The organism is Streptomyces sp. R28 (assembly GCF_041052385.1).
Taxonomy (GTDB): Bacteria; Actinomycetota; Actinomycetes; order Streptomycetales; family Streptomycetaceae; genus Streptomyces.
On the sequence record NZ_CP163439.1, the window covers coordinates 10,439,209 to 10,466,208 of the forward strand.

At 71.2% G+C, this 27,000-nt stretch carries 20 protein-coding genes and 2 pseudogenes; 12 read left to right on the forward strand and 10 right to left on the reverse strand.

All coding sequences use genetic code 11. The features are described 5' to 3' along the window. Window positions 1-9 precede the first annotated feature (9 nt). Window positions 10-1,389, reverse strand: coding sequence for a S1 family peptidase (locus tag AB5J49_RS45570; RefSeq protein WP_369174742.1), 1,380 nt, complete (start codon window positions 1,387-1,389; stop codon window positions 10-12). 200 nt (window positions 1,390-1,589) lie between these two features. Between AB5J49_RS45570 and AB5J49_RS45575 the strand changes: the two genes are divergently transcribed. After that, on the forward strand, window positions 1,590-2,774 hold the full coding sequence (locus AB5J49_RS45575) for a MalY/PatB family protein (protein ID WP_369174743.1): 1,185 nt from the start codon (window positions 1,590-1,592) through the stop codon (window positions 2,772-2,774). A gap of 91 nt (window positions 2,775-2,865) precedes the next feature. Further along, a complete protein-coding gene (locus AB5J49_RS45580) occupies window positions 2,866-3,252 on the forward strand; it encodes a PPOX class F420-dependent oxidoreductase (protein WP_369174744.1) in 387 nt (128 codons plus the stop codon). A 35-nt stretch (window positions 3,253-3,287) separates the two neighbouring features. Here AB5J49_RS45580 and AB5J49_RS45585 read toward each other — a convergent pair whose 3' ends face one another. Next, window positions 3,288-6,059, reverse strand: a complete 2,772-nt coding sequence (locus AB5J49_RS45585; RefSeq protein WP_369174745.1) for a hypothetical protein — start codon at window positions 6,057-6,059, stop codon at window positions 3,288-3,290. Between the two features lie 182 nt (window positions 6,060-6,241). On the opposite strand from AB5J49_RS45585, the gene AB5J49_RS45590 reads away from it, so the two are divergent. Continuing rightward, window positions 6,242-7,579, forward strand: coding sequence for a Gfo/Idh/MocA family protein (locus AB5J49_RS45590; protein WP_369174746.1), 1,338 nt, complete (start codon window positions 6,242-6,244; stop codon window positions 7,577-7,579). A 37-nt stretch (window positions 7,580-7,616) separates the two neighbouring features. Here AB5J49_RS45590 and AB5J49_RS45595 read toward each other — a convergent pair whose 3' ends face one another. From AB5J49_RS45595 to AB5J49_RS45605, 3 genes are all read right to left on the reverse strand, one after another. Further along, window positions 7,617-8,033 (reverse strand): Zn-ribbon domain-containing OB-fold protein, encoded by a 417-nt coding sequence (locus tag AB5J49_RS45595; protein ID WP_369174747.1) that lies wholly within the window; start codon window positions 8,031-8,033, stop codon window positions 7,617-7,619. Between the two features lie 158 nt (window positions 8,034-8,191). Next, entirely contained in the window at window positions 8,192-8,866 is a 675-nt protein-coding gene (locus AB5J49_RS45600) for a TetR family transcriptional regulator (RefSeq protein WP_369175472.1), read from the reverse strand. Between the two features lie 103 nt (window positions 8,867-8,969). Then, complete coding sequence (locus AB5J49_RS45605; protein ID WP_369174748.1) at window positions 8,970-9,269, reverse strand: Trm112 family protein; 300 nt, start codon at window positions 9,267-9,269, stop codon at window positions 8,970-8,972. A 94-nt stretch (window positions 9,270-9,363) separates the two neighbouring features. Between AB5J49_RS45605 and AB5J49_RS45610 the strand changes: the two are divergent. The 8 genes and pseudogenes from AB5J49_RS45610 to AB5J49_RS45645 form a co-directional block, all read left to right on the forward strand. Further along, a pseudogene (locus AB5J49_RS45610) lies at window positions 9,364-9,510 on the forward strand (helix-turn-helix domain-containing protein); the annotation flags it as partial. A gap of 121 nt (window positions 9,511-9,631) precedes the next feature. Continuing rightward, window positions 9,632-10,723, forward strand: a complete 1,092-nt coding sequence (locus AB5J49_RS45615) for a substrate-binding domain-containing protein (RefSeq protein WP_369174749.1) — start codon at window positions 9,632-9,634, stop codon at window positions 10,721-10,723. A 115-nt stretch (window positions 10,724-10,838) separates the two neighbouring features. Next, window positions 10,839-12,155 carry an ABC transporter substrate-binding protein gene (locus tag AB5J49_RS45620; RefSeq protein WP_369174750.1) on the forward strand — a complete coding sequence of 439 codons (1,317 nt, stop codon included), beginning with the start codon at window positions 10,839-10,841 and terminating at the stop codon, window positions 12,153-12,155. A gap of 293 nt (window positions 12,156-12,448) precedes the next feature. Next, window positions 12,449-13,465, forward strand: coding sequence for a carbohydrate ABC transporter permease (locus tag AB5J49_RS45625; RefSeq protein ID WP_369174751.1), 1,017 nt, complete (start codon window positions 12,449-12,451; stop codon window positions 13,463-13,465). Continuing rightward, window positions 13,462-14,385: a carbohydrate ABC transporter permease gene (locus AB5J49_RS45630; RefSeq protein WP_369174752.1), complete on the forward strand. Its 924-nt coding sequence runs from the start codon at window positions 13,462-13,464 to the stop codon at window positions 14,383-14,385. Before AB5J49_RS45625 ends, AB5J49_RS45630 begins: the two co-directional genes overlap by 4 nt. 152 nt (window positions 14,386-14,537) lie before the next feature. After that, complete coding sequence (locus tag AB5J49_RS45635; RefSeq protein WP_369175474.1) at window positions 14,538-15,515, forward strand: hydroxyacid dehydrogenase; 978 nt, start codon at window positions 14,538-14,540, stop codon at window positions 15,513-15,515. 13 nt (window positions 15,516-15,528) lie between these two features. After that, window positions 15,529-17,001, forward strand: a complete 1,473-nt coding sequence (locus AB5J49_RS45640) for an HAD-IA family hydrolase (RefSeq protein WP_369174753.1) — start codon at window positions 15,529-15,531, stop codon at window positions 16,999-17,001. A gap of 77 nt (window positions 17,002-17,078) precedes the next feature. Beyond that, window positions 17,079-17,912, forward strand: a complete 834-nt coding sequence (locus tag AB5J49_RS45645; RefSeq protein WP_369174754.1) for a hypothetical protein — start codon at window positions 17,079-17,081, stop codon at window positions 17,910-17,912. Between the two features lie 25 nt (window positions 17,913-17,937). Here the strand turns inward: AB5J49_RS45645 and AB5J49_RS45650 are convergent, their stop codons facing one another. After that, window positions 17,938-20,382, reverse strand: a complete 2,445-nt coding sequence (locus AB5J49_RS45650; protein WP_369174755.1) for a polysaccharide lyase 8 family protein — start codon at window positions 20,380-20,382, stop codon at window positions 17,938-17,940. A 243-nt stretch (window positions 20,383-20,625) separates the two neighbouring features. Here AB5J49_RS45650 and AB5J49_RS45655 point away from each other — a divergent pair, with 243 nt between their 5' ends. Further along, window positions 20,626-21,408 carry a cellulose binding domain-containing protein gene (locus tag AB5J49_RS45655; RefSeq protein WP_369174756.1) on the forward strand — a complete coding sequence of 261 codons (783 nt, stop codon included), beginning with the start codon at window positions 20,626-20,628 and terminating at the stop codon, window positions 21,406-21,408. A gap of 28 nt (window positions 21,409-21,436) precedes the next feature. On the opposite strand, the gene AB5J49_RS45660 is transcribed toward AB5J49_RS45655, so the two are convergent. The 4 genes and pseudogenes from AB5J49_RS45660 to AB5J49_RS45675 all read right to left on the reverse strand — a co-directional run bounded on the left by AB5J49_RS45660 (window position 21,437) and on the right by AB5J49_RS45675 (window position 26,998). Then, a complete protein-coding gene (locus tag AB5J49_RS45660; protein WP_369174757.1) occupies window positions 21,437-21,811 on the reverse strand; it encodes a hypothetical protein in 375 nt (124 codons plus the stop codon). A 396-nt stretch (window positions 21,812-22,207) separates the two neighbouring features. Continuing rightward, window positions 22,208-23,131 (reverse strand): MurR/RpiR family transcriptional regulator, encoded by a 924-nt coding sequence (locus tag AB5J49_RS45665; protein WP_369175475.1) that lies wholly within the window; start codon window positions 23,129-23,131, stop codon window positions 22,208-22,210. An 81-nt stretch (window positions 23,132-23,212) separates the two neighbouring features. Next, window positions 23,213-24,811, reverse strand: coding sequence for an ArnT family glycosyltransferase (locus tag AB5J49_RS45670; protein WP_369175476.1), 1,599 nt, complete (start codon window positions 24,809-24,811; stop codon window positions 23,213-23,215). Window positions 24,812-25,061: 250 nt separating this feature from the next. After that, a pseudogene (locus AB5J49_RS45675) lies at window positions 25,062-26,998 on the reverse strand (phosphatase PAP2 family protein). Window positions 26,999-27,000 lie beyond the last annotated feature (2 nt).

Here is a 27,000-nt window from a genome sequence, read left to right on the forward strand (position 1 = left end):
CCGGCCCCGTCAGCCCCAGGTCGCCGAGTAGTGGCGCCGGTACGCCTTGCGGTCCTGTTCCGCGCGGATGAAGCGGGCCGCCACCAGCGCGACCATGCTCCCCGCGATGACCAGCAGCCCGGGCCCGACGTTCTTCGGGTCCGCGAGCCGGGACAGCAGGGTCGACGCATCGGCGCCAGCGATCGGGGTCGACGAGCCGGGCGATGCCGCACCGGGAGCGATCGCGCTCTGCGTGGCCGACGCGGACGGCGTCGGAGCGGCCGAGCCGTTCTGCTGACCGGCGCCGCTCGGCGCCGCGACGATCAGCTTCATGCCGAGCGAGTCCAGCGCCTTCGTCACCGGCTGGAAGAAGGTCGTGCCACCCGCGTTGCAGTCGCCGCTGCCGCCCGACGTCACCCCCAGCGCGATCCCCTCGGAGAACATCGGACCACCGCTGTCCCCGGGCTCGGCGCACACGTTCGTCTCGATGAGCCCCGTGACCGTGCCCTCCGGGTAGTTGACCGTCGCGTCGACGGCGGTCACCTCACCGTCGCGCAGCCCGCTCGTGCTGCCGCTGCGGAACACCCGCTGTCCCACGGCCGGATCGGCCAGGCCCGTGATCCGCACGCCCTTGCCGTCCCCGATGGACACGACCTCGGCGCCCGCGCCCGCGTCCCCGCTCGCGTACTCCACCAGGGAGAAGTCGGCACCGGGGAAGTTCTGCTTGACGGTCCGGCCGATCTGCTGGGTGGCCCGGTTGTCGCCGAACCACACGGACCCGTCCGGCCCGCAGTGCCCGGCCGTGAGGATGAAGTCGCGCTGTCCGTCGGTGACGTTGAAGCCGGCCGAACAGCGCCCGCCGGTCGACAGCAGCGGCAGTGCGCCGTTGAGCCGGGTCGTGAACGTGCCCTCGGTGCGCTCCATACGGACGAAGCCGCCCATGCCGTCCGCGAGCTTCGTCATCCGGGACCAGTCGGCGGCCGAGACGGTGCTGTCGCCCCGGACCACCACCTCGTTGGACCGGTAGTCCATGACCCACGCCGTACCGGCCACCCGAGGCGCCGAACGCAGCGTCGACGCCGCCGACTTCAGCTCGTCCATGCTGTGGTCGACCATCTTGGCCTCGGCGCCGGACTGCCGCACCTCGGCGGCCGCCTCCTCGTCGGTGACCGCGACGACGGGCTTGCCGTCAGCGCCGATCCAGCTGCCCGCCGTACGGGAAGCACCCAGGCGTGCGACGACAGCGCTGCCGGTGTCGGTGGCCGGAGCGGCGTAGGTGTGCGGGCCGGCGGAGCCGTCCGGAGGTTCGCTCGCCACGGCGCGTGTGACCATCGTTCCTCCGAGGAGGAGTCCGCCGACGGCCGCCAGCCGTGTCACTCGCCGGACGAGACGTCGTCGTGCGTGCCTCATGCAGGGCTCCCGAACCAGTACAGCGCGGCGCGAACGCCGCGGGGCCCTCCCGGAGTTGAGCACCCTCTCTCCATACGTGGCCCGGCAGGCCCGCGTTCACCACACAGGTGACCGTTCCTGCGTCGGCGCCGCATCCGTCACCGGCCGCTCCCGGTCCGCACCGTTCCCGGCCACCGCACACGCCTCTATCTTTGTGCCCCATGACCAGGATCCCGTACGCAACGTCCGGTGCACCAAATCCCTTTCGCGCACTCGCCCTCGACCGGCTCCGATGTCGTACGAGCATGAAATGGCGTGCCTATCCCGACGACGTGCTGCCGATGTGGGTGGCCGAGATGGACGTACCGCTCGCCGAACCCGTCGTCCGCGCGCTCACCGACGCCCTCGCACTCGGTGACACGGGCTACCCGGCGGGCACCGGCTACGCCGAGGCGCTGGCCGGTTTCGCGGACAAGCGGTGGGGCTGGGACGGGTTGGCCGTGGAGCGGACCGCGATCGTGCCCGATGTGATGCTCGGTGTGGTCGAAATGCTCAAACTGGTCACCGGACCGGGCGATTCGGTCGTGGTGAACTCACCCGTGTATCCGCCGTTCTACCAGTTCGTCGAGCACATGGACCGGCGGGTGCTCGAGGCTCCGCTGGGCGTGGACCTGCGCATCGATCTCGACGCCCTTGATGAAACGTTCCGGCGGGCGGTCGCCGGCGGGCGGCGCGCCGCCTTCCTGCTCTGCAGCCCCCACAATCCGACCGGCACCCTGCACACCGCGGACGAACTCGCCGCCGTGGCCGCCCTCGCCGACCGCCATGCCGTGCGTGTCGTCACCGACGAGATACACGCACCGATCACCGCCGGCGGTGCCGAGTTCGTGCCGTACCTGAGCGTCCCGGGCGCCGAGAGCGGACTGTCGCTGATGTCGGCGTCGAAGGCCTGGAACCTGGCCGGCCTCAAGGCGGCCCTGGCCATCGCCGGGCCCGCGGCCGCCGCCGACCTGGCCCGCCTGCCCGAAGAGGTCGGCCACGGTCCCAGCCACCTCGGGGTCATAGCCCACACCGCCGCCCTGCGCGACGGCACCGGCTGGCTCGACGCCCTGCTGTCGGCACTCGACGACAACCGGCGCCTGCTCGCCGGCCTCCTGGCCGAGCACCTCCCGGCGATCACCTACCGCCCGGGCGAGGCCACCTACCTCGCCTGGCTCGACTGCCGCGCCCTCGGCCTCGGCGACGGCGTCGACCCGGCCGACGTCTTCCTGCGCCGCGGCCGGGTGGCACTCAACTCCGGGATCCCGTTCGGCACCGGGGGAGCAGGGCACGTACGGCTGAACCTGGCCACGTCGCCGGAGCTGATCAGGGAGGGCGTACGGCGGATGGCGGCGGCGCTCGACTGAGACGGCACGGGCGAGGGACCCAGGACCTGTCCGACAGCAGGGGGTGAGGGCGCCGGTCGGCACCCGCACCCACCTGCCTACACTTCCCGCCATGGACGACACGTCGCTGGAGCAGCTCGGCGCGGGCAAGTACCTGCTCATCACCAGCTACCGAAAGAACGGAACCGGTGTCGCCACGCCGGTCTGGGTGGTCCGGGACGCCGACGCACTCGGCGTCTGGACGGTCGCCGACTCGTGGAAGGTCAAGCGCATCCGGGCCCGGGGCGACGTCCTCGTCGGCCCCTGCGACCTGCGCGGCAGGCCGACCGGCGACCAGGTCCCCGCCACCGCCGAGATCTGCGACGAGGCGACCAGCGCCCGCTACCGCCGGCTCATCGCCCGCAAGTACGGGATCACCGGCCGCCTCTCGCTGCTCGGCAGCCGACTGCGCCGCGGTGTGCACGGCACAGTCGGCGTACGGATCACGCTGACACCCTGACCTGCTGACCTACGTCATGGCCGGCCGACGGTGCGTCACGAGGCGTCCAGCACCGTGCCCGTCACCGCCGGTGTGCCGGGCAGCGGCTCACCGTTGTCGTTCGCCGGCTGGAAGCGCACCGACTCGGCCGGCTCGGCCACCTGGTCCTTGAGCGTCGGCACCTGTACCTCGGTGCTCGTCTGCCCCGGCTGGACGGACGCCCACAGGTAGAGGCCGTCGACCTTCGACAACGGCCGTTCCGGGTCCGGCGACGCACCGGTGTTCTCCAGGAGCCAGCCGGGGTCGACGTCCTTCGTCGACAGCTCGGGACCGTCGGTGACGGGCAGCACGGTGAGCAGCCCGCTCACCTCCGCGTCGGCCACCGCGGACAAGGAGATCCGCCACTTCAGCGGCTGACCCTCGGTCACCCGGTCGGCGACCGGCGTCACGGACACCGAGGGCACCGGATCGTCGTTCTCCACGGTCACCCCGCCCCGGTGGGCGCCGATCACGGAGGTGCGGACCGCCTTCACGAACACGTCGTGCGCCAGGTCGTAGCCGTAGCGGCGATTGCCCTCGACCTTCACCGGTACGTCGATGTCGTGCGCGCCGGGCCGGACCGTCACCAGCCGGTCCGTGGCCCGGCCGGTGTCCGGGTCGGCGACGAACAGCCGGATCTGCCCACTGCCGTGCCCCGAGACCCGGACCGGTACCTGGTACGTCCGTACGCCCGAGTCCCCTTCCTTGACGGTCAGCCGGCCGATGTCGACCCGGGGCAGCGGAGCCTCGCGCACCTGCGGTGTGCCCGGCCGCCAGCCCCAGGCGTCCATCAGCCAGGCCCGCCCGGACCCCGTGCGCGGCGTCAGTGCCAGGGACTTGACGTGCCGCAGGTCGAGCGCGGCCGCGTCGTCGGCCCCGATCGGCACGCGCACCTCACGCGCCCAGTACGAGGCGGTCCGCTGCGTCCCCGGCAGCCCGTCGACCTTGACCCGGCCGAGGGTCCGCTGCCGTCCGGCGGTGTCGGTGACGGAGACGTCCAGCTGCGTTCCGGTGCTGTTCGGCGGCACGATCACGCGCAGCGCCAGCGCCTTGTCACCCGCCAGGGACAGCGGCCGGTCGGGTCGGATCCGCGCGGCTGAGCCCGCCGCGGACCAGCGCAGCGCGACCGCGCGGCGGCCGGGCTCGCGGTCGGTGTCCCACCGCGCGAAGTGCGGTGAGGCGCCGGCCGCCTCCGACGACAGACAGGCCTTGGCCGCGGAAGGATCCACCGCCGAGCACAGCCTGCCTCCGCTCACGGTGACCTTGCCGTCCGGCAGGAACCCGGCTCCGCGCCGCGCGCCCACCGCATGCGTGAGGACGTGCGCGGGATCGGCCGACGGCGCACGGCGGCCCGAACCGTCGAGCAGCGGACGAACCCGGTCGTCCCCGGCGACGAACAGCCGTGCCGCCGCCGCGATGTAGGTGGCGCCGGCCATGTGCTGCCGGTCGGCGGTCAGCCGGGTCCTGGTGCCGGGGGAGCAGACCGGGTCGCGCTCCTCCTCGTCGGTCCAGAAGTCGTCGTCGGCGGGCGCCTCGGCCTGCCCCGGCGTCCACTCGCTGTTGAAGTAGTTGTGGTTGGCGCCCACCATGTACACGGCACTGTGCAGGGCGGCACCGCGGCTGACCTGGCGGGTGCCGTCGACGTACACCTCGCCCTGCAGATCGGAGACATCGCCGTCACAGCCCGGCAGGATCGTCATCGACGGCACGTCCGCGACCGGGTTCTGGCCGAAGATCGTCGGGCCGATGAGCACGGTGCCGCGGATCCGCCAGCGCACCGGGCCGTGATAACCGTCCTGGTCCGCGGGCGGCGGGTAAAGGCTGTCCATCGCGGCCCGGTTGACGCCCTCGCCGCCCCGCGAGTGCCCCACCAGCAGTACCCGCGACAGATCGGCGCCGGCTGCCTGCCGTACGTCCGCCGGTGCCGTGCTCGGGTGGGCGGACCAGCCGGCCCAGCGGGCGAGATGCTGCCGTACGAGTGACGAGCGGGCCTGCGCGCCGCCGTCCTCGGCGCGCCAGTCCTGGCCGTTGATGCCGTTGGCGGAGATCGACACCGTCACATAGCCCTGGGAGGCGAGCAGGCGCTGGTCGCGCAGATAGCCGCGGTGGCTGGGCACCGGCTTGGAGCCGGCCGCGCAGGGCCAGTCGCCGCTGATCTCACCCTGCGGTGTGTAGCAGGTGACGTGGCGTCCGTGGAGGAAGAGGGCGAGCGGTCGGCGGCCGTCGGCACCCTTGGGCGCCACGACCACGGCCCGCATCTCGACCGGCTCGGCGAAACCGGGCAGCCGTACCGGGTCGAGGTCGTACTCGCCGGTGACGGTCCGGTACGCGCCCGGCTTGCCGGGGTCGACCTGGTTCGCCGGCAGTTGCGAGGGGGCGGTCACCGCCGAGCGGGCAGCTCCACCGGTGCCGGCCTCGGGTGCGTCCAACCGGCGTCCCGCAGCCCGTACTTGGAGGTCCTTGACGGAGGCCGACGGGACACCGTCGAGGCCGAGCCGGAACGTGCGCCCGTCCTTCGCCGGCGCCGGACGGCCGAGCAGATGGCCACCGGCGTAGAACTCGACCCGGGCGTGGCCCATAGGCACCCGTTCGTCGGAGCGCCACACCAGCTTCCGCGCGGTTCCGTCACCGGTGATGCTCCAGTCCGGCGGCAGACCGTCGCCGCTGTCCACCGACTCCGCTAACGGCCTTGCTTCGGGCCGCTGTTGGGCCTGGGCCCACCCGGGCGACGCCCCCACCACCGCGAGGACCGCCAAGGCGGTGACCCATATTCGCCGGGCACGGATCACGTGCCCCTCCTTCCGCTCGCCCCAGGGCGCCCCTGGGGCACTCACTCCGGGAGGACGGATGGAGGTGCTTGTGCGTTGCCTGTGAAGGGTGGGAACGATGACGGACCGGGACCGGGCGGGCGGCTGAGGACCGGGTCAGTGGCTGAGGAGTGGGCGGGCGGCCGACGGGAAAGGGCACCACAATGAGCCGAACTCCCCACCGTCGCACCGCCGTTGTCGGCACCGGCCACCGTGCCCAGACCTTCACCCGGGCCCTCGCCGCACGCTCGGGCCACTTCGTCGCCGCCCTCTGCGACCCCAGCCCCACCCGGATGGCCTTCCACAACCGGCTGCTGGCCGAGGCCGGCGCACCCGCCGCCACCCAGTGGGCGCCGGACCGCTTCACCGACATGCTCGCCGAAGAGGACATCGACGAGGTCGTCGTCACCACCGTCGACGCGGAACACGATCGCTACATCGTCCCTGCCCTGGAAGCGGGCTGCCGCGTCGTGACCGAGAAACCGATGACGGTCGACGCGGAGCGCTGCGCCCGCATCCTCGACACGGTCCGGGACACCGGCAACTCCCTCACCGTCGCCTTCAACTACCGCTTCAACCCCGTGCACGAGAAGGTCCGCGACCTGCTCGCCGACGGCGCGATCGGCGAGGTCGTCTCCGTCCACTTCGAGTGGCTGCTCGACGTACGCCACGGCGCCGACTACTTCCGCCGCTGGCACCGGGAGAAGCGCCACAGCGGCGGCCTGATGGTGCACAAGTCAGGCCACCACTTCGACCTGGTCAACTGGTGGCTCGCGGACGAGCCGAGGGACGTCTTCGGCTACGGGCGGCTCGGTTTCTACGGCCCTGCCGCGGGCGAGCGCCACGGGCTGCGCCGGGACTACGACCGTGCCCACGGCGCCGACCAGGCCGCCGACGACCCCTTCGCCCTGGACCTGGCGGCCGACGACACCCTGCGTGCCCTCTATCTCGACGCCGAGCAGGACGACGGGTACGTGCGCGACCGCAACGTGTTCGGCGGGCCCGTCTCCATCGAGGACGACATGGCCGTCCTCGTGCGGTACGCCGGGGGCGCGACGATGACGTACCACCTCACCGCGTACTCCCCGTGGGAGGGCTACCGGGTCATGTTCAACGGCAGCGAGGGACGGCTGGAACTCGAGGTGGAGGAGAGCCGTTGGCAGTCGCCCCGGACCCGGATCGGCTCCGGCAGCGGTGCCGTGCACGGGGACACGGCGGCCGAGCACGCGGGTGGCGTCCGGCTCACGCTGCGTCCGCTGTGGCGGCCTCCGCTGGACGTTGCGCTCGTGACCGCCCACGAGGCGCACGGCGGGGGTGACCCGCGCATGCTGGACGCCCTCTTCGGCCCCGTCGATCCGGCGCGGGCGGCGACTCGGGGACGGCGGCACCCGCGGTGGCGCATCCCACGGCCACCGAACGCGACGGCGCGCTGGCCCTGGCCGTCGGGCTCGCCGCCAATCAGTGCTTCGAGACGGGACGGCCCGTCGCCGTACCGGAGTTGATCCCAGGGATCGGGAAACCCTCAGCCGATCAGGGGGCTCAGGTCCAGGCGCGGTAGGGCTCGTCGATCAGCTGGAACACCGGCTCGCCCCGGACCGGGTCCTTCGCCGTGGACAGCCGGACCCGGTCGCCGCTGTGGATGCCGATGGGCGGGCCCATGACCCGTCCGCGCACGACGAAGCCCTCGGCCATCTCGACGAGCGACACATTGCGCGCGGCGGGGGTGTTGCGGTGGACCACCGTCGAGTGACGTACCGTCCCCACGCCCTCGCTGCGCTCCGTGCGCAGATCACTGCCCTGGCAGACCGGACACAGCAGCCGGTGGTACATCGCCGTGCCGCACCAGGTGCAGCGCTGGAAGAGGACCGCCTCCGTGGCCGGGGCCGCGGGGTCGAGTACACCGGTCGCGGAACCTGCGGTCTGACGAGTAACAACGCTTCCTGAGTGGTGGTACACGCTGGTCAACTCCCTGCGCTCGGCCGGAATCCCACGTGCCCGGGTCGCCCGTGCACGCACGTGCCCGGCTCACCGTGCCACCGTGCACAGCGCCAGAGTATGGCACTCAGTGCCACACGTAAAGGCACTCCGTACCCTGAATCTGTACGGGATTTCGATCAGTCGCGTCCGAGCGTGGTCTCGATCTCCTGGACGACCCGCCACAGCGGCGCGCCGCGCCGGGACACGACGACCACCACGTCCTCGGGTTCCTCGTCACCTGCGGGGCCGGGGGGAGAGGCGGCGCCGAAGGCGGACTGCACATACCCCAGGGCGTGGTCCACCGCGGCGCCGGCGTCGTCCTGGCCGTCCGAGCGCAGCCAGGAGCGCAGCGCGTTGTTGTGCGCCGCGACCACGGCGGCGGCGATCACATCGGCCTGCAGGGTTCCGTCGCGCCGGGCGGCGAGGCGCTCGCGCAGATACTCGGCCAGGGCGCGCTCGTAGCGCCACACCACCGACAGCTCGTAGGCGCGCAGCCCCGGCACCTTCTTGGTGAGCCGGTAGCGCTGCACCGAGAAGGTCGGGTTCTCGGCGTACATGCGCAGCACCAGCCGGGCCGCGTCGCACACCCGGCGCACCGGCTCGTGGTCCGGGCCGCTCGCGGCGAGGAACGCGGTCATGTCGGCGAGGCACCGCTCGTGGTCGGGGAAGACCACGTCCTCCTTGGAGGGGAAGTAGCGGAAGAACGACCGACGGCCGACACCGGCCAGCGCCACGATGTCGTCGACGGTCGTCTGCTCGTAGCCCCGCTCCGGGAACAGCTGGAAAGCCGCCGCGACCAGTGCCTCCCGCATCGAGGGCTTCGCCGCCCCGGCCTCCGCCTTCTCGTCGCGGCCGGGTGTCCCGCTGCTGGTGCTCATGGACGGGAACGTAGCACCAGAGCGAGGCCCGTGGCACTCAGTGCGCTGCTGGCAGGGTACTGAGTGCTGCCAGTTGTTCGTCCGAGGCCGGTTCCCCCGAGTCGGGCAGCAGTTGGGGGATGCCGTCGATCACTGGATAGCGGCGACGCAGGCGGGGGTTGTAGAGCGCGGAACCCGGTTCCCCCGAGTCGGGCAGCAGTTGGGGGATGCCGTCGATCACTGGATAGCGGCGACGCAGGCGGGGGTTGTAGAGCGCGGAACCCGGTTCGTCCAGGATCAGCGGGCCCTTGTCGAGTGGACAGACAAGGATCCTCAGCAGCGGGTTGTCGGGCTTCATGAGCGGTTCCCTTCGTGGGCGGGCGGGCGGGCGGGGCGGTGGCGGGCGGGCGGGGCGGGGCGGTGCGCGTCGTGACGCGGCAGGGTGAGCACCGGTCCGCAACCGCCTGCGGCAGATCCGGGACCTGCGGGGTGAGGACCTGGAAGACCCCGACCGCCGCTTCGAACTCGAACTGGTCCTGCGAACGCGGCGGTTGCGCGGCGGTTGCGCGGGGAGTTCACCGACCCGCACGCCTGAGTGAGCACCTCGGTGATCGTATTGATTGCAAACGATCGATATGATTGTGGGCGTAGAGTGTGCAGCTCGGGACCACGCCCCGCGTGTGCCCGTGGATCGTTCGACCGTTGCCCCAGGGGGAACCGATGCGACTGCACGTCGACCAGCGTCATGAGCGGGTGCTCGAACTCGTCCGGGAGCGGGGCAGCCTCCGGGTCTCCGAACTCGCCGTCGAACTCGGCGTCTCGGCGGTCACCCTGCGGCGTGACGTGGAGGCGCTCGCCGCACAGGGCCGGGTGCATCGGCTGCACGGTGCGGTGGTGTGGCCGGGGGATACGGCCGTCGAAGGGCGGGAGCGGTCGGAGGGCGCCGAGGGCGCGGTGATCGGAATGATCGTTCCGACCACGAGCTACATCTTCGCGGACATCGTCCGCGGCGCCCGCGAGGCCGTGGCGGCGCAAGGCGGCCGCTTGGTCCTGGGGGTGTCCGGATACGTCGATGCCGAGGACCCCGTCCAGGCCGAGCACCTTCTCTCGGGCGGCGCGCAGGGACTGCTCGTCGCGCCCAGCTGGTTCGGCGGAGTCCCCGAGGACGGCCAGGAGAAGTGGCTGCTGGCGCGCGATGTGCCCGCTGTCCTGGTCGAACGCCTGGCCCCGCCCGGCAACCCCGCCGCGGTGCTGGACCGGGTGCGCACCGACCGCGCCCACGGCGCCGCCGTCGCCGTCGGGCACTTCGCGAGCCTCGGGCACCGCAGGATCACCGCCGTCCTGCAGGAGGGCCCCCACGCCACCCAGATCACCGCCGGTTACCAGGCGGCCGTGCAGGCCCTGGGCCTCGACGTGGACAAGGGCGCCCCGACCGTGCGCGAACACGGGGACTACGAGGCCAGCGTCGACTACCTCGTCGAGGCGGTGAAGAAGCGTCGCGTCACCGCCGCGCTGGTGCACAGCGACGAGGACGCGATCGTGCTGGTGCCGCGGCTGCAGGCGTGCGGCATCCGGGTCCCGGACGACCTCGCGCTGATCGCGTACGAGGACGAGGTGGCCGGCCTCTCCGACGTACCGCTCACCGCCGTCGCGCCCCCCACGCGCGCGGTGGGGGAGATGGCCGCCAAGCTGCTGCTGGAGCGCCTCGCGGAACGCCGGAGCGGACGGGAGCCGGGCCCGCGCCAACACCTCGACCTGCTCCCGGAGTTGAGGATCCGTTCCTCCTGTGGCGGTGAAACGGTCACCGAATGAGCGATCGACGATCGTTTTGATTGTTTCGCGCGAACGCTCTTGACTCTGATCGTGTGTGCACAAAAGATGTCCTGCGACCGCCTCTGCCCGTACGAGGTCTCGTAGGAGACGTGCCATGACACGCACTTCACGTTCGTTCCGCACGACCGCCACGACCGCCTTCGCCGCCGTGGCCGCGCTCGGTCTGCTCGCCACGGCCTGCGGGGGCGACGCCGACTCGACCGACACCGCCGCGGCGGGCAAGCCGGTCACGCTCACCTACTGGACCTGGACACTCGGGGCCAAGTCGACCGCGGAGGCGTTCAACAGGACGCACAAGGACATCAAGGTCGAGTTCACCGAGATACCGAGCGGCACCGAGGGCTACAGCAAGCTCGCCAACGCGGTGAAGGCGGGCAACGCCCCCGATGTGGCCACGATCGAGTACCAGATGGTCCCCGAGTTCGCGAGCCAGGGCAATCTGATCGACTTGAGCGAGTACGCCGGTGAAACGGTCAAGACGAAGTTCCCGCAATCGATCCAGGATCTCGTGACCTTCGGCGGCAAGACCTGGAGCGTGCCGTACGACGCCGCGCCGCAGCTGTACTACTACCGCACCGACCTGTTCAAGAAGTACGGCATCGAAGTCCCCCGGACCTGGGACGAGTTCAGGACGGCCGCCGAGCAGGTCAAGAAGCAGGACAAGAACGTCCGGCTCGCCTCCATGCCCAAGAGCGACCCGGCCCTGCTCGCCGCACTGTCCTGGCAGGCCGGCGGTAAGTGGTTCTCCACCGAGGGCGACGCCTGGAAGCCCGCCGTCGACGACACCGCGAGCAACAAGGTCGCCGCCTACTGGGACGGCCTGATCAAGGACGACCTCGTGCAGTCCTTCACCGCCTACAGCCCCGAGGAGACCAAGGCCCGCACCTCCGGCAAGACCCTCTCCTTCCTGGGCGCCTCCTGGTCCGCCGGCGGTATGAATACCGCCATGCCCGACCAGAAGGGCAAGTGGGCCGCCGCGCCCATGCCGCACTGGGGCACGGCCGCCAGCGGCAACTACGGCGGCACCTCCTACGGTGTCCTCAAGGGCAGCGAACACGCCGAGGCCGCCGCCGAGTTCATCACCTGGCTCACCACGGACAAGGCCGGTGTCGAGGCCCGGCTCGCCGACCTCGACTCACCCAGCAGCGCCCTGCCCGCCAACCCCGAGATGCGCGAAGTGGCCGCCGCCGAGTTCGACACCGCCTACCTGGGCGGCCAGAACCTCTACGCCCTCGCCTCCGAACAGGTCGACACCATCGTCTCCGGCTGGACCTGGGGCCCGAACCAGATGGACGTCTACACGGCCATCCAGGACGAGACCGCCAAGTCGGGCTTCACCCAGGGCATCGAAGCGGGGCAGCGCAAGGCCGAGTCCGGCATCACGGAGCGGGGTCTGAAGCTCGCGGAATGAGGACGCGGGGCGGGGCGGCGGGTGGCCGGTGGCTGCGGCGCGCTCCGGATCCGCGTTGCGCGGGACGTCCGTTCGCTGACACCCGCGGGGCGGAACCGGTGCCCGCGCCGCCGGTCTACGCATCGGTGCCCGCGCCGCCGGCCTCGGCGTCGGTGCCCGCGCCGCCGGGGTCTACGCATCGGTGCCCCCGCCACCGGTCTCGGCATCGTGCCCCGCCCACGGCAGCCCCCTCCGGCCCCTGCTCCCGATCCTTCAGCGTCTGCCGCTCCCCGTCCGCCCATCAAGGAGTCGCCGTGGCACTACCCCTGGCCCGCCCCACCCGCCGACCGCCGTCGGCCAAGAGCCGCCGCCCCTCGGCCCGCCCCTCGGCCCGCCCCCCGGCCCGGCGTCCGGCCCGGTCCCCGAGCGCCTCCCGTCTCCGGCGCAGTCAGCGGCGCACGGCCGCCCTGCTCATCACACCGTTCTTCGTGCTGTTCGCCGTGGTCATGGCGGCCCCCATCGGCTACGCCGTGTGGATGAGCCTGTTCCAGGAGCGCTCCTCCGGGCTCGGGTTCGGCGGCACCGAACAGGTCTTCGCCGGCTTCGGCAACTACACCAAAGCCCTGGCCGACGCCGGCTTCCGTGCCTCCTTCGCGCACATCGCGCTCTACTGCGCCCTGTACATCCCGGTCATGATCGGCGGCTCCCTCGCCTTGGCCCTCCTGGTCGATTCGGCCCTCGCCCGCGCCAAGCGTTTCTTCCAACTCGCCCTGTTCCTGCCGCACGCGATCCCCGGACTGATCGCATCGATCATCTGGATCTACCTGTACACGCCGGGGCTGAGCCCGGTGCTCGAATGGATCGGCGCGTTCGGCGGTTCCTGGGACTTCTACCGCAACGATCATGTGCTCGCATCACTGGTCAATCTGAGCGCCTGGCAGTGGATGGGCTACAACATGGTCATCTTCTACGCCGCCCTGCAGGCCGTTCCGCGCGAAGTGATCGAAGCGGCCGTCGTGGACGGTGCCGGCGCACTGCGCACCGCTCTGCAGATCAAGGTGCCGATGATCGCCTCCGCGATCGTCATGACCGTTCTGTTCACCTGCGTGGGTGCGATCCAGATCTTCACCGAGCCGAAGCTCCTCAACCAGCGCGGAGCACCTTCTATCGACACCGAGTGGTCCCCGACCCTGTTCATCTGGAAGGCCGGTTTCGTGCGCCACGACTACGGCCTGGCCGCCGCCGCGTCCCTGATGCTGGCCGCCCTCGGCGTAGTCCTCTCCTACCTCGTCACCCGGCTCGGCAACCGGTGGAAGGCAGCCACGTCATGAGCACCCTCACCCACGACACCGCACCCGCCACACAGCCGTCCGCCAGCCCCCGGCCCGCAACGACCGCCCCCCGCCGCACCACCCCGAACGCCCTGCTCTCCAAGGGCGCCGTCAACGGCCTGCTGATCATCGCCGCCGGCTACACACTCCTGCCCGTCACCTGGCTGCTCTTCGCCGCCACCAAGAACCACCGCGACCTCTTCGCCACCTCCGGCTTCGCCTTCGGCGACTTCAACCTCCTCGCCAACCTGCGCCACGTCCTCACCTTCAACGACGGCATCTATCTGCGCTGGTTCGGCAACAGCGTCCTCTACTCCGTCGTCGGATCCGCCGCCTCCACACTCATCTGTGTCGCCACCGGCTACGCCTTCGACAAGTACGACTTCCACGGCAAGGAGAAGCTGTTCGGCCTGGTCCTCGGCGGCGTCCTCGTCCCCACCACCGTCATCCAGCTGCCGATGTACCTGCTCGCCACCAAGGCCGGCATCGTCAACACCTACTGGGCGCTGCTCCTGCCCGCCCTGGTCAACCCCTTCGGCGTCTACCTCGCCCGCGTCTTCTCCGAGGGCTACGTCCCGAACGAGGTCCTCGAAGCGGCCCGCGTCGACGGCGCCGGCGAACTGCGCACCTTCGCCCGCGTCTCCCTGCCCATGTTGGCGCCGGGCTTCATGACGATCTTCCTGTTCTCCTTCACCGCCAGCTGGAACAACTTCTTCGGCGCCCTGGTCATGCTCAACGACGAGCAGCTCTATCCCGTCAACCTGGGCCTGTTCATGTGGAACAGCGTCACCCAGCAACAGCCCGAGTTCTACTCGCTCGTGATCACGGGCTCGCTCGTCGCCGTCGTCCCGCTCGTCGTCGCCTTCGTCTGCCTGCAGCGCTTCTGGCGCTCCGGCCTGACCGCGGGCGCGGTGAAATGACGACGCCACCCCCGACGCCCGTACCGGAAGGCACCCTGCTGAACACCACGCCCGGACCAGACGGCACGCCCCAACCGGACGGCAACACGCATCCGCACGGCAGCACATCCCGGCCGCACGGCAGCACGCGCCGACCACGCACGGTCCTCGCCATGGGCTCCGAGGTCCACCGCCGACTGCTCGCGGAGAACGCACTCGACCGCCTCCACCAGGTCGCCCTCGTCGACGTCACGACCACCGTCACCGACCTCACCACCGCGGATGCCCATCAACTCGCCCGCGCCGAAGTCCTGTTCACTCACTGGGGCGCACTCCCGCTCACCGAGGACGCGCTGCACCGGATGCCCCGGTTGCGCGCGGTCGTTCACGCGGCAGGCTCCGTCAAGCACCACATCACCGACGCCGTCTGGCGCCGCGGCATCACCGTCTCCTCCGCGGCCGCCGCCAACGCCCTGCCCGTCGCCGAATTCACCCTCGCCGCCATCCTGTTCGCGAACAAACGCGTCCTCGACGTCGCCCGCGCCTACGCCACCGCACGAACCCGCCCCGACCTGCTGCCGTACTACAGCGGCTACGGCAACTACCACCGCACCGTCGGTATCGTCGGCGCCTCCCGCATCGGCCGCCGCGTCATCGACCTGCTGCGCCCGCTCGACCTCGACGTCCTCCTCCACGACCCCTATCTCGACCCCGAGCAGGCGCGCGCCCTCGGCGCAGCACACGTCGGCCTCGACGATCTCGTCCGGCGCAGCGACGTGGTCTCCATCCACGCGCCCCAACTCCCCGAGACGCACCACATGTTCGACGCGCGCCGGATCGCCCTCCTGAAGGACGGCGCCACGCTCGTCAACACCGCCCGCGGCAGCCTCGTCGACACCGACGCCCTCACCGCGCACCTGGTCACCGGCCGTATCCACGCCGTCCTCGACGTCACCGAACCCGAGGCACCGCCGGCGGACTCGCCGCTGTACTCCCTGCCCAACGTGCTCCTCACCCCGCACATCGCGGGCTCCCTCGGCAATGAACTCGGCCGCATGACCGACTGGGCGGTCGACGAGGTCGCTCGGTACGCCCAGGGTCTGCCCTTCGCGTACGAGGTCGCGCCGGAGGAGCTGACCCGCTCCGCATGAGAAAGGAACGTCCGTGCAGAACACCACCCACCGCGTCCTCGTCGTCGGCGTCGACGGCGTACGCCTGGACGTACTGAACCGCCTGCCCACCCCCCACCTCGACGCCCTGGCCGCCGAAGGCTTCCTCACCCCGGTCGAGGTGGACGCCGATACGCCCACCATGTCGGGTCCCTGCTGGGCGACCGTCGTCACCGGCGTGACGGTCGCCAAGCACGGTGTGTGGAGCAACGACCTCACCGGCCACCGCCTCGACGTCTTCCCTGACTTCGCCACCCGCCTCGCGGTGCAGGACGGCCGTCGCACCTTCGTCGCCGCCGGCTGGCGGCCCCTGATGCAGGCACACGAGGGCGGCCCCCTCTTCCGCTCCCCGTCCAGGACCGCGTACGTCTCCCCGACGGCGGACACCCCCGAAGCCTGGGAACACTGCGACGAGCAGATCACCGACGCGGCCGCCCGCATGCTGGCCGACGCCGCCGACGACACGGTGGCGTCCTTCGTCTACCTCGGCGCACCCGACGAGACCGCGCACGTCCTGGGCTGCGGCGAGGCATACGAGCACGCGATCCGCCGTGCCGACGCACGCCTCGGCCGACTGCTCGCCGCCGTGCGCTCCCGGCCCTCATACGCCGACGAACACTGGACCTTCCTCGTCGTCACCGACCACGGCCACGTCGACGCGGGCGGCCACGGCGGTCGTACGCCCGAGGAGCGCACCGCATGGCTGGCCGCGGCCGGCCCGGGGATCGGCGGCTCGGCGCCGCGTCCCCTGCGCCACGCCGATGTCGCGGCCCAGGTGTTCGCCGCCCTGGGCCGCCACCCCGACCGGCACTGGACGCTCGACGGCCGTCCCTTCGCCGCCGCCCCGCACGCCGTGCTCCTCGACATGGACGGCACGCTCGTCGACACCGAGTCGCTGTGGCTGCGCACGGTCCGTGAGACCGTGCCCCGGATCGGCACCGACGACCTGTTCGACGCCCTGGGCCGCTCGGCCGCCGAGGCCGCCGCCCGCCTCCAGCCCCTGACCGGCGGCGATCCGAACGCACTCGCCGCGGACTTGGAAACCCGCTTTCTGGCGGCCGTGCAACGCGAGGCGCCCCCGCTCCCCGGTGCCCTGGAACTCCTCGACCTGCTCCGGGAGTTGGGCATCCCGACCGCGCTCGTCTCGGCGTCATCGAGGCCGGTCGTGGACGCCGTACTGAAGATCCTGGGCGCCCACGGATTCCGTACGACGGTCGCCGAAGGCGAGACACCTCGCACCAAGCCCGCCGCCGACCCCTACCTCGCCGCCGCCCGGGCTCTCGGGGTGGACGCGGCCGCCTGCCTCGCCGTCGAGGACTCACCGACGGGCGTCGCGGCCGCCGAGGCGGCGGGCTGCCGCGTGCTGGCCGTCCCGTCGTACGCGCCCGTCGAGCCCGGTCCTCGGCGCACCGTGCGCCGTGGCCTGGAAGGAATCGGCAGGCAGGAACTGTGGTCGGCGGGGCTGTGACCTCGGCTTCCGCGATGTTTGTCCGGTGAGCGCCAGTCTGCGTACGATCGGCTGCCGCCGCAGCCGAGGAGTCCCGCATGCCGCCCGCCCGACCCCGCATCCTGTACGTCACGGACCTGGCCTACCAGGCACGCGGGCGCCGTTACTGCGACGAGGACATCTACCTCACCTCCCGGCTGCGCTGCGACTTCGACCTCGCCCTGTGCCATCCCAGGGACGCGGTCGCGCTCATGGACGCCTTCGACGCGGTCGTCGTCCGCAACAGCGGTCCGGTGCTGGCCTACCAGGACGCGTACGACGATTTCCGCCGCCGTGCGGTCGCCGGTGGGGCGCGCGTCTACAACCCGCTCTCCGGCAAGGCGGACATGGCGGGCAAGCAGTACCTGCTCGACCTGACCGCCGCGGGGTACCCGGTCATCCCCACCGTGGACCGCGCCGAGGACCTGTACCTCCTGCCGCAGTCCGAGCGGTACGTCGTCAAGCCCAAGATCGGCGCCGACTCCATAGGGCTGCGGATCGTCTCCGAACAGGGCGTGCGCGAGCTGGTGAACGGGGAGGTTCTGGTCCAGCCCTGCGTCGACTTCGCCTACGAGGTCTCCTTCTACTTCGTCGACCACGACTTCCAGTACGCCCTGTACGCGCCGCACACCGACCGGCGCTGGCAGCTTCAGCCGTACGAACCCGCCGACGGCGACCTGGAGTTCGCCCGGTGCTTCATCGAGTGGAACGGCCTCGACCACGGCATCCAGCGCGTCGACGCCTGCCGTGCACCGGATGGCGAGCTCCTGCTGGTCGAGCTGGAGGACCTCAACCCCTACCTGTCGCTGGATGTCCTGGACGACACGCGAAGGGACGCCTTCGTCGCCGCGATGAAGGCGTCCCTGCACGGTTTCGTCGCCGCGGAGTCCTGACCGCGGGCCCCGCCCCGGACCCCGGTCACCCCAACCGGACGGTGACCTTCCGCGTCGCGCCCTTCGTCGTGCTCAGGTCCGCGAAGGTCAGCTTCAGTGAGGCGCCGGTCGTCGCCGAGGTCACGGTGGACGGCTTGGAGATCACCGCGGACACGGCACGGTTCCAGGTGAGCGTCAGGCTCGTCTGCATCCGCATCGGATCGCTCACACAGATCACCGCCGTACCGTCGGACTTCTCGCTGATCAGCACGGAGCACGGGTTGCTCGCGACGAGCGCTCCGACCGTGCCACTGAACCAGAAGTTGACGCCGGTGAAGCCGAGCGAGGGCACGGCCACGCCTTGCTGGTCGTTCGTGTTGGCGAGGACGGTCAGCCAGGTCGTCGCGGCGGCGCGGGCCTGGGTCTGGGCGGCCGTCGCACCCGGCATGAGCAGATAGGCGTAGGTGTTGTCCGTCGGGTCAGTGCCGTGGTCGACGTACATTGTCAGGTACTTGCGGTTCAGGACCGTCGTGGAGCCCCCCTTGTTGATGTCGCTCCACCGGCCGTCCCGCGCGTCCCGCAGTGCCTTGACGCTCGCCCCGCCGGGGAACACATAGCCACCGTGTCCGCCGATGTGCGCCCAGGCGGCGCCCCTGAGCGTCGCCGACCAGGGGTAGGTGGCGGGCTTGGTGGTGCCGTCGACGACGAAGGGGGTGGCGCCGGTGGGGCCGAGGTTGCGGTTCTCGATCGTCGACTCCACCGCCGTGCCGTCGGTGCACCTGATGCCGGCGCCGAGGCAGACGACGGTGTCGTCCAGGAAGAACCACGACTTCTTCGCCAGCAGCGTGGACTGCAGGCCCTTGAGGTACTGCCCGACCGCCGCCCGCTGACCGTCCGTGGCCCCGCCCACCCAGTTCACGTCCGGCAGGGACGCGCCCCAGTCGCCGCCGGCCGCGTCCGCGAGCACCTTGCGCGAGACGGTGGTGCCGGGCAGCCGGTACGGGTCGACGGTGGGCCAGAACGCGTCGCTGTACTGGCCGTTGCCGAACGTGTCGCCCCACCAGTAGAGCATTCCGGAACCGGTGTGCCAGCCGCGCAGGTTCTCGCCGTTGCCGGTCTCGTAGTACGTGATCCGCCGGTCGGCCATGCTGAGGGAGGCCGCCCAGCCCGGTCTGCGGTGCGTGGCCCGGGCCATGTTGGTGAACAGGCGGTGGCCGGTCGGCTCGGCGACCGAAGTGATCGATGTGTCGTCCAGGACCGACTTGAGGCGGGCCAGGCCCGTGAGACCGATCGACCGATTGCTCATCGGCGGGCTGTAGTAGTCGCGCTGCAGCCACCCTTTGACCAGACCGCGCCAGCGAGCGTTCTCCGTCGCACTGGCGCCCTGACCGAGCAGAACGATCGACGCGAGGATCGGATGACCACGCAAGTGATCGTCCTGCTGGATCTGTTTCGTGTCGGACGCGGACAGCCCCCGGCTGATCGCCCGGCCCGACACGCCGTCCATCACCAGCCCGTTGTAGAGGAACGGCGCCCACGCCTTCTCCACCGCGTCGAACACGATCTGCCGGTTCGCGTCGGTGACCTCCCAGCTCGACCCGGCCAGCAGCGCGAACAGCATCCCGAGCCCGCCGAGCAGGACCGAACCGTACGAGCCCGTGTACGGCACGGTCGTGTGCTGGACGAACGACCCGTCCGCGTAGAGCCCGTCCCCGCCGGTGACGTACGGGAAGACGGGGGACAGGGCATCCCTCGCCAGCGCGACCTTCGCGGAGTTCGCACCGACGATGCCGCGCAGCGCCAGCACCCGGCACAGGGCGACGCGGTTGGCCCCGGTGCTGGTGCCGGAGTAGCCGGCGACCGCCGAGTCGGGCACGAAATGGTCCACCGCGGCGACATGGTCGGCGATTTGCTCCGCCGACAGCTGGTCGTACATCAGCACACAGACGTCCAGCAGCGCCTGCGGGGCACCGATCTGCCAGCTGTACCAGTTGCCGTACCGGGTCTGGCTCGCGTTGTAGACCTCAAAGTGGAGGTGGTCCAGCCCGGTGAGGATCGCGTCCCTGAGCCCGGTGTCGCCCGTCAGTCCCGTGCCCTGCTGGGAGTACGCCTGGGCGAGCGTGCTGATCCGGTTGTAGCTTGCGTTCATGTTGCCGGAGTAGCCGTAGGACTCCTGATCGGTGTCGGGTTCCGGGTCGGCGTACACCAGGTCCGGCCACAGGGAACCGGCAGCCGGGGCCATCGAGGACTGCAACTGGCTCGCGGTGCTGCCCAGTTCGGCGAGTCGGCTCTTGAACGGTTCGGACGTGGGACTGAACCCCTCGCCCAGCAGGAGCGTGCGCCACTTCTGCCGCAGGGTCGCGAACTCGTCCGCCTCCGCGGCCGTTACGGCGGACGGAGGCGAGGCGCTCGCCCGAACGGACAGGCCGAGCGCGACAGCGGTGCCGGTGCTTGCGGCGAGAAAGCCGCGACGTGACCAACGAGTCGTCATGACGGCGCTTTCTAGCAGGGTAACGTTCAAACGCTCAATAGCGGATACCGAATTGAACGTATCGATCGTTTTCGGTGGGTGATCGCTGGCGCCACCGGGTGAATCACCCGGTGGATCGCCACGTGCATCACAGCGGGCGCCCGGCGCATTCGTCGGCATCCGCTGAACCGGCGGGACGACAACCCCGTATCACTCACCGGGGAATGACGAAGCCCGTGCAGACGGGACGGAAGGGAGAGCGGCGTGCCCACACGGCCCGACGCCGAGCAGCCCGACGAAGGGCCGGCCCTGGAACCGATCCGCGTCCTGCGGCCACGCCGCACCGACGCCCTGGCGGAGCTGTTCAAGGAGTTGGAGCAGGACCGCAACGGCTACGAGGCCGTGACCGTCCCCGGGGCCCTGCCCGGTGCCGAGGACGCGACACAGGAACTCCCGCCCGTCGCAGCGGACACGAGGACCGCACCGCGCGGCCGCGGCGCCCGCCCCGGTCCGGACGTATCCGGACCCGGATTTCGTCGCGCAGCCGTCGCGGTCGCCGTGACGGCTGCGGCGGTCATCGGTTTCGGTGGCGCTCTGCTGGTCTCCGCCCGCGGCGACGGCGCCGCGGCCCGCGATCCGGCTCCGTCCGCGCCCACCGCCCCGTCGGTCGTGCCCAGCGGGACCGCCCCGGGCGCGCCCGGCGCCGGTGACGCCGGCGACCCTCCCGCCTGCACCGCGTCCTTCCGGACCGTGAACAGCTGGCAGGGCGGCTATCAGGGCGAGGTGACGGTGACCAACGCGCCGGCCTCCTCCGTCTCCGGCTGGACCGCGACGGTCGTACCGGCCGACGGGGCCCGCCTGACCCAGGTCTGGGACGGCACGCTCACCACGACCCGGGACGGCACGGCCACGGTCGCCAACGCGTCATGGAACGGGAGACTGGAGCCCGGTGCGAGCGTCAAGTTCGGGTTCCTCGCCGACGCCTCGGCCTCGACCGGTGCCCCGTCGGCGACGGTCACCTGCGCGGCGACGAACGACGCGTCCTGACACCCGGCGCGACCTCGACGGCGCTCGGTCAGCGCCCGTGGTCGATCAGTGCCTGGGACACCGCGCGCACGCTGCGGGCGATGTGCTGAAGCTGCATGACCTCCGCCGCGTACAGCTTGATGGTGTGCTCGATGACCGACTCGGGCATGCCGAGCGCGGGCAGGTCGGCCCGTGCGGTCTGCAGCGCGGTGCGGGCGACCCGGATCTCGTTCTGGACCTGGATCTGCGCATGGCGGGCGAGCAGGACGGGGTGGCGGATCAGGGCCGGATAGCTGGCGTAGCGGGCCGGCACCAGCTCGCGCAGCCACTTGGCCGCCGAGCGCTCCCAGTCGTAGGAACCGGGGGACTTGACCTGGCACGGCCAGTCCGAGCTGATGCGCGTGGTCGTCAGGGGCATGGTCATCGCTTCCGGGTGTGCGGCGTCGTATGGGGTGTCCGACGGGGTCGGGGCGGCCCCGGCCTAGGGGATGACCGGGGCCGCCGCCACGGGCGCTCGCGCAGGCGATGCCCGACCGAACAGCCCGAGCGCCGACGCGGGTAGGAGACGGCGGCTATGGCTGTTCGTTGAGGAGCCCGGAGAGGCAGACGGCGTTCGCACGGCGGATGGGGTGACGTGCGCATGAGCGGACCGGCTGCTTTCGGCGGGCGGATGATGCGTGTGAAGTATTTATATATGCCGTCCGCTTTGCAAGCAGTATGAAAACATTCATGCGTGATTTGGGGTGAATGGTTCCCCTGCGGTTTGTTTTGTCTGGAGTGGGGATTCGCCCGCGAGGGCAAGGGCGCGGCGAAGGGGCGATCAGTCCCGGAGGAAGAACTGGTGCTGTTCGGAGATGTGCTCGTAGTCCTCGAGCCGCGCCTGCGTCCTCTCCGGGTCGGCGTCGGTCATGGCCTGCAGCAGCGCGGAGGCCATCACGCCGGGCGCGGCGTAGGAGTCGAAGACCAGCCGGGAGCCGGTGCCGGTGGCGAAGACGACGTCGGCCGTGTCGGCCACCGGCCCGAGCGCCAGGTCGGTGACCAGGGCGACTTTCAGCCCGGCGCTGCGCGCGACCCGTACGGCGGTGAGCGTCTCCTGGGCGTGCCGGGGCATGGAGAACGCCAACACCCAGGTGCCGCCGGCCTCACGCGACTGGAGCAGCGAGTCGTAGGCGACGCTGCCGCCCCGGGTCACCAGCCGCACGTCCGGGTGGATGCGGCGGGCCGCGTAGGCGAAGTACTCAGCGAGAGACGCCGAGATGCGCAGTCCGAGGATGGTCAGGGGGGTCGACTGCGACAGTTTGCGGCCGATGTCGATCACCTGGTCGGGGTCGGCGAAGTCGCGCCGCAGGTTCTCCAGGTTCTCGATCTCGGCGTCCACCGCGGACTGCAGTTCGTTGGCGCCGTTCTCCTCGGCGGCCTCGGGGCCCCTGGCGAGGGAGCCCAGGGCGATCGACTGGAGCTTCTCCCGTAGCGCGGGGTAACCGCTGAAGCCGACCGCCGCGGCGAAACGCGTCACCGAGGGCTGACTCACGCCCACCCGTTCGGCCAGATCGGTGATCGAAAGGAACGCGGCCTCGGTGATGTGCTCGATCAGGTACTGGGCGATGCGCCGCTGCCCCGGGGAGAGCCGAGGATGGTCGAAGAGTGTCCTGAGCTGGGAAGTCGGGGACGCCTCCACTTCCGGAGTGCTCTTTCCCGAGGTGATCGCGGATGCCTGTGCACGCGCCTGCTGCGGCGATGGCAGGGAGGCGCCTCCATTGTCTTCCACAGTGCTTCAACATAGCTCACACACTGTGGCGACCAGGGCCCGTCCGAAGGTCACCGCTCACCGGCGATAGATCGTGATCGAATTACCGACCGTATCGATCGGACGACTTCTGTCGATCAATTCGGCCAGCCGCCCGGTCGCCTTGGCCACCGAGGAGTCCGACACGACCAGCAGCCCGCGCACTTCGCGGGCGGGCACCTTGCGTGGATCGGCGGCGCGGATGCCGTAGAAGGACGGCACCCCGCTGCCCTTGTACACGAGCCAGATCCGCTCACCCCGGTACCGCTCGCGCAGCCGGTCCGCGAGCCTGCCGAGGTCCTGGCCCCAGTCCACGTTGGAGTCGTGCAACCGCAGATGAGTCCTCTCCGGACCGCCGAACGCCTCGTTGGAGTACGGCAGATAGTAGGGGTACGTCCGCACCGAGCTGACCGCGACGAACAGCGCCAGCGCCCCCACCGCGACCGGCGCCCACCGCCACCGCACCGCGAGCACACAGCCCGCCGCCACCGCCAGGAACATCGGCACGAACACGGCGTAGCGCGTGCCGAAATCCCGCGAGCCGGTCATCGCGGCGGCCAGGAGTACGGCGGTGGGGACGAGCAGATATGGCGCCGCGGGCCGCAGCCGGCGTACCGCCACGACCGCGACGGCACCCGCCGCCCACAGGGCGAGCATGCCGAGCGGCGTCTTCACCAGCAGCGCGGCCGGCAGGTAGTACCAGAGCGACCCGGTGTAGAGCCGCCCGAACAGGAAGCCCTCCCACGGGTAGTTCTCGAAGGCGAACTGGACGCGCATCCCGTCCCGGTACGCCTGCGGGAACGGCAGCAGATCGACGACCAGCCCCCGCAGTCCGTGCACGTCGGGCACCGGCTGCGGGGGCGACCAGCGCAACCGTGGGTCGACCACCAGATACGAGGCCCATACGACGGCGACCGCGGCCAACGCCACGACGCCCGCGCCCGCGAGCGCCCGCGCGAGCCTCCTGCGGATCGGCTCCGAGGTCGTCGGCTCCGAGGTCGTCGGCTCCGAGGTCGTCGGCTCCGAAGCCGGCCGCGCCGCGCGCCAGACTGACAGCGCGGCGAGCCCCAACAGCACCGGAACCGCCGCCAGCGTGCTCATCTTGGTGGCCAGCGCCGCACCCAGCGCCACTCCGCCCGCCGGCACGAACAGACGAGGCCGTCGACGGGCCCGCCACAGCAGCCACGCAGACGTCAGCACAAACCCGGCCGCGGGCACGTCCAACGTGGCCAGCGAGCCGTGCGCGATGACGTCGGGGGAGAAGGCGTACAGACCGAGTGCGAGCAAACCGCCCACCACGCCCACGAGTTCGCGGGCGAAAGCGAAGACGATCAATCCGAACAGAAGCGTCAAAACGATCACGGGCAGTCGGGCGAACCGCATCAGGTGCCACGGATCGTTCCCGGACTCGTACAGCAGATGCCGCCCCAGCCGGCCCTGATCACCGGTGAAGGACCCGTCGACATGCGGGTCGGCCAACCCCACTCCGACGGCGATGACCAGCTTCCCCAGCGGCGGATGCTCGGGGTTGTAGCGCAGGCGGTGCTCATGGAGGTAGTCGGCCGCCGTACCCACGTACACGGGCTCGTCGATCGTCGGCGTCTGCTGCACAGCGGTCGTCACCATCGCGACGGCCATCTGGCCCAGCAGCACGACGACGACCAGCGGCACGAGCCAGCGCCTGCGGAACAGCCGCGCGGGCTGCGAGGGCTGCGCGGCGGTGGTGCCGGTCGTGCCGGGCGCGCCGGGGAGCGCCTCCGTGGCCGGGGCCGAGTGCTGTTCGCGCGCCATCATCCGCTCCGCGGCGCCGTCGACCCCGCGGCGGCGGGAGCTGATCCAGGGCCGGCTCATGGGCCTACTCTGCATCAGCTCCCGCCGGGAGACGGCGTTACCGCTTCAGGAGTCGTACCGACAGACCGTCCGTCGTGTACACGGGTACGGCTCGCAGCGTCTCGGAGTTCAGCTCCACACGGTCGAACCGACCGCGCAGCTGCGACGCCTCGATGACGGGAACCGTGGTGCCGGCGACCGGCGGGCGTTCGGCGTCGAGGCGCAGCGACAGGACGCTGCCCCGGCCCAGCTGGACCCGGCAGGACACATCGAGGGCGGGGCCGTGGTTCTTGCGGACCAGCAGTTCCAGGGTCGTTTCGCCCCGCTGGACGTACGTGCCGCGCACGCGCAGCACCTTGTCCGCGCGGAGCGTGCCGCCCACCACCCGCACGTCGCCCCGCCCGAGGGCGCCTGGCGACGCGGCGACGAGGACGCCGTCCTCGACCACGGTGCCGCCGTGGTACCGGTTGTGGCCCGCCAGGGTGAGCGTGCCGGTGCCGCGCTTGGTCAGGCCGCCGTCGCCGACGATGCCGGTCGCCAGCTGTCCGCCGCGCCGAAGCCCCCGGTCGCCTTGTCGAGCGTGACGGTCACGTCGGAGTCGAAGGCGCCGTAGCCGTCCGCGGCGGCGAACAGGTCGAGCCGGCCCCACTGCTCGAAGCCGTCCAGCAGGACGTATCCGGCGGGCAGCGCGGTCGTGCGCAGCACCTCGCGGCGCTGGTCCGCGGTCAGGTACGGCTGGCGCGTCTCCAGCAGCACCTCGGCACCCTTCGGCACGGTCAGGGGCTCGTTGCCGCCCTGCCGGGTCAGCACGTACGTCAGCTTGGGCTTGACCGTGCGGGCGTTGGCGTCCCGGTCGGCGTACGGGTCGGTGTCGCTGCCGGCGGAGTGGGCGTAGGCGTACAGGGTGTCGGCCGTCGTGCCGGTCCGCTGCTCGAAGTACGCCAGGGCCTGGGCCCGGGCCGCGGCCTTGAGTTCGGCGTTGACCGGGTCGGCGAGGGCGGCGGCGGCCAGGGCGGTGGCCATGACGCGGCCGCCGACGACGTCGACCGTGGAGTGCATGCCCGCCACGATCCGGGTGTGGCTGAGCTCGAAGGCGCGGGTCACCATCTCCTGGAAGCGCTCGGGCACGGCATAGGCGTACGCCAGGGCCGCCAGGTGCAGGGCGTTGGTGTGCCCGCTGGGGAAACCGCCGTCGTCGGCCGCGCTCTCGCCGCGTTGCCGCAGCAGCTGCGGGGCGACGACCACGGCCGACTCGTAGACGGGGAAGCCGAAGGCGTCCTTCCTGCCGGTGTCGACCACCTCGCTGTCCTCGTTCATCCGCCATGGGCGCGGGTACTGGAAGGCGAACTTGGCCGGGTTGCCGGAGGCGAAGGGACCGCGCACGGTGTCGACCAGCTTGGCCACCTTGCCGAGCTCCGAGTCGTACGACCCCGCGCCGATGGCGGAACCGGCCGGCGCGTCGGCGGGCAAGGCGTCGCTGATCTTCCCGGCGGGGGTGCCGTCCGGCGCGCTGGTGATCGACGTGACCGCCTTGGCACCCGCTTTGTACAGGTCGGCCAGCGGACCCAGCCCGGCGATCACCGAGTAACTCTGGTGCTGACGGTCGATGATGAACGCTTCCTTGGCCTGAGCGTCCGTGCGCGTGGCCGTGATCCGGGCGCAGTAGCGCATGTTGGCGCGCAGCACCTCGGGCATCAGCGGGGTGCCGGTGTCCCAGGCGCCACCGGTCTTCCAGACCCGCGCGAAGCCGCCGAGGATCCGGACCACCGCGTTGGTCTCGGCAGTCTGGTTCGCGACGACGTTCGTCCTGTAGTCGTCGACGAACGCGGCGGCGTTCGTGGCGGCCTTGGCGTCCGCGGCGGCCAGCCATGTGACGAAGGTGGGCGCGGCCAGCACACCGGCCGAGGCGCCCAGGGAGGTCTTGAGGAAACCCCGCCTGCTGACGGCGAGTCGACCGGCCTTCGAGGAGGAGCGGTGCCCGGCAGGTGACGGCATGC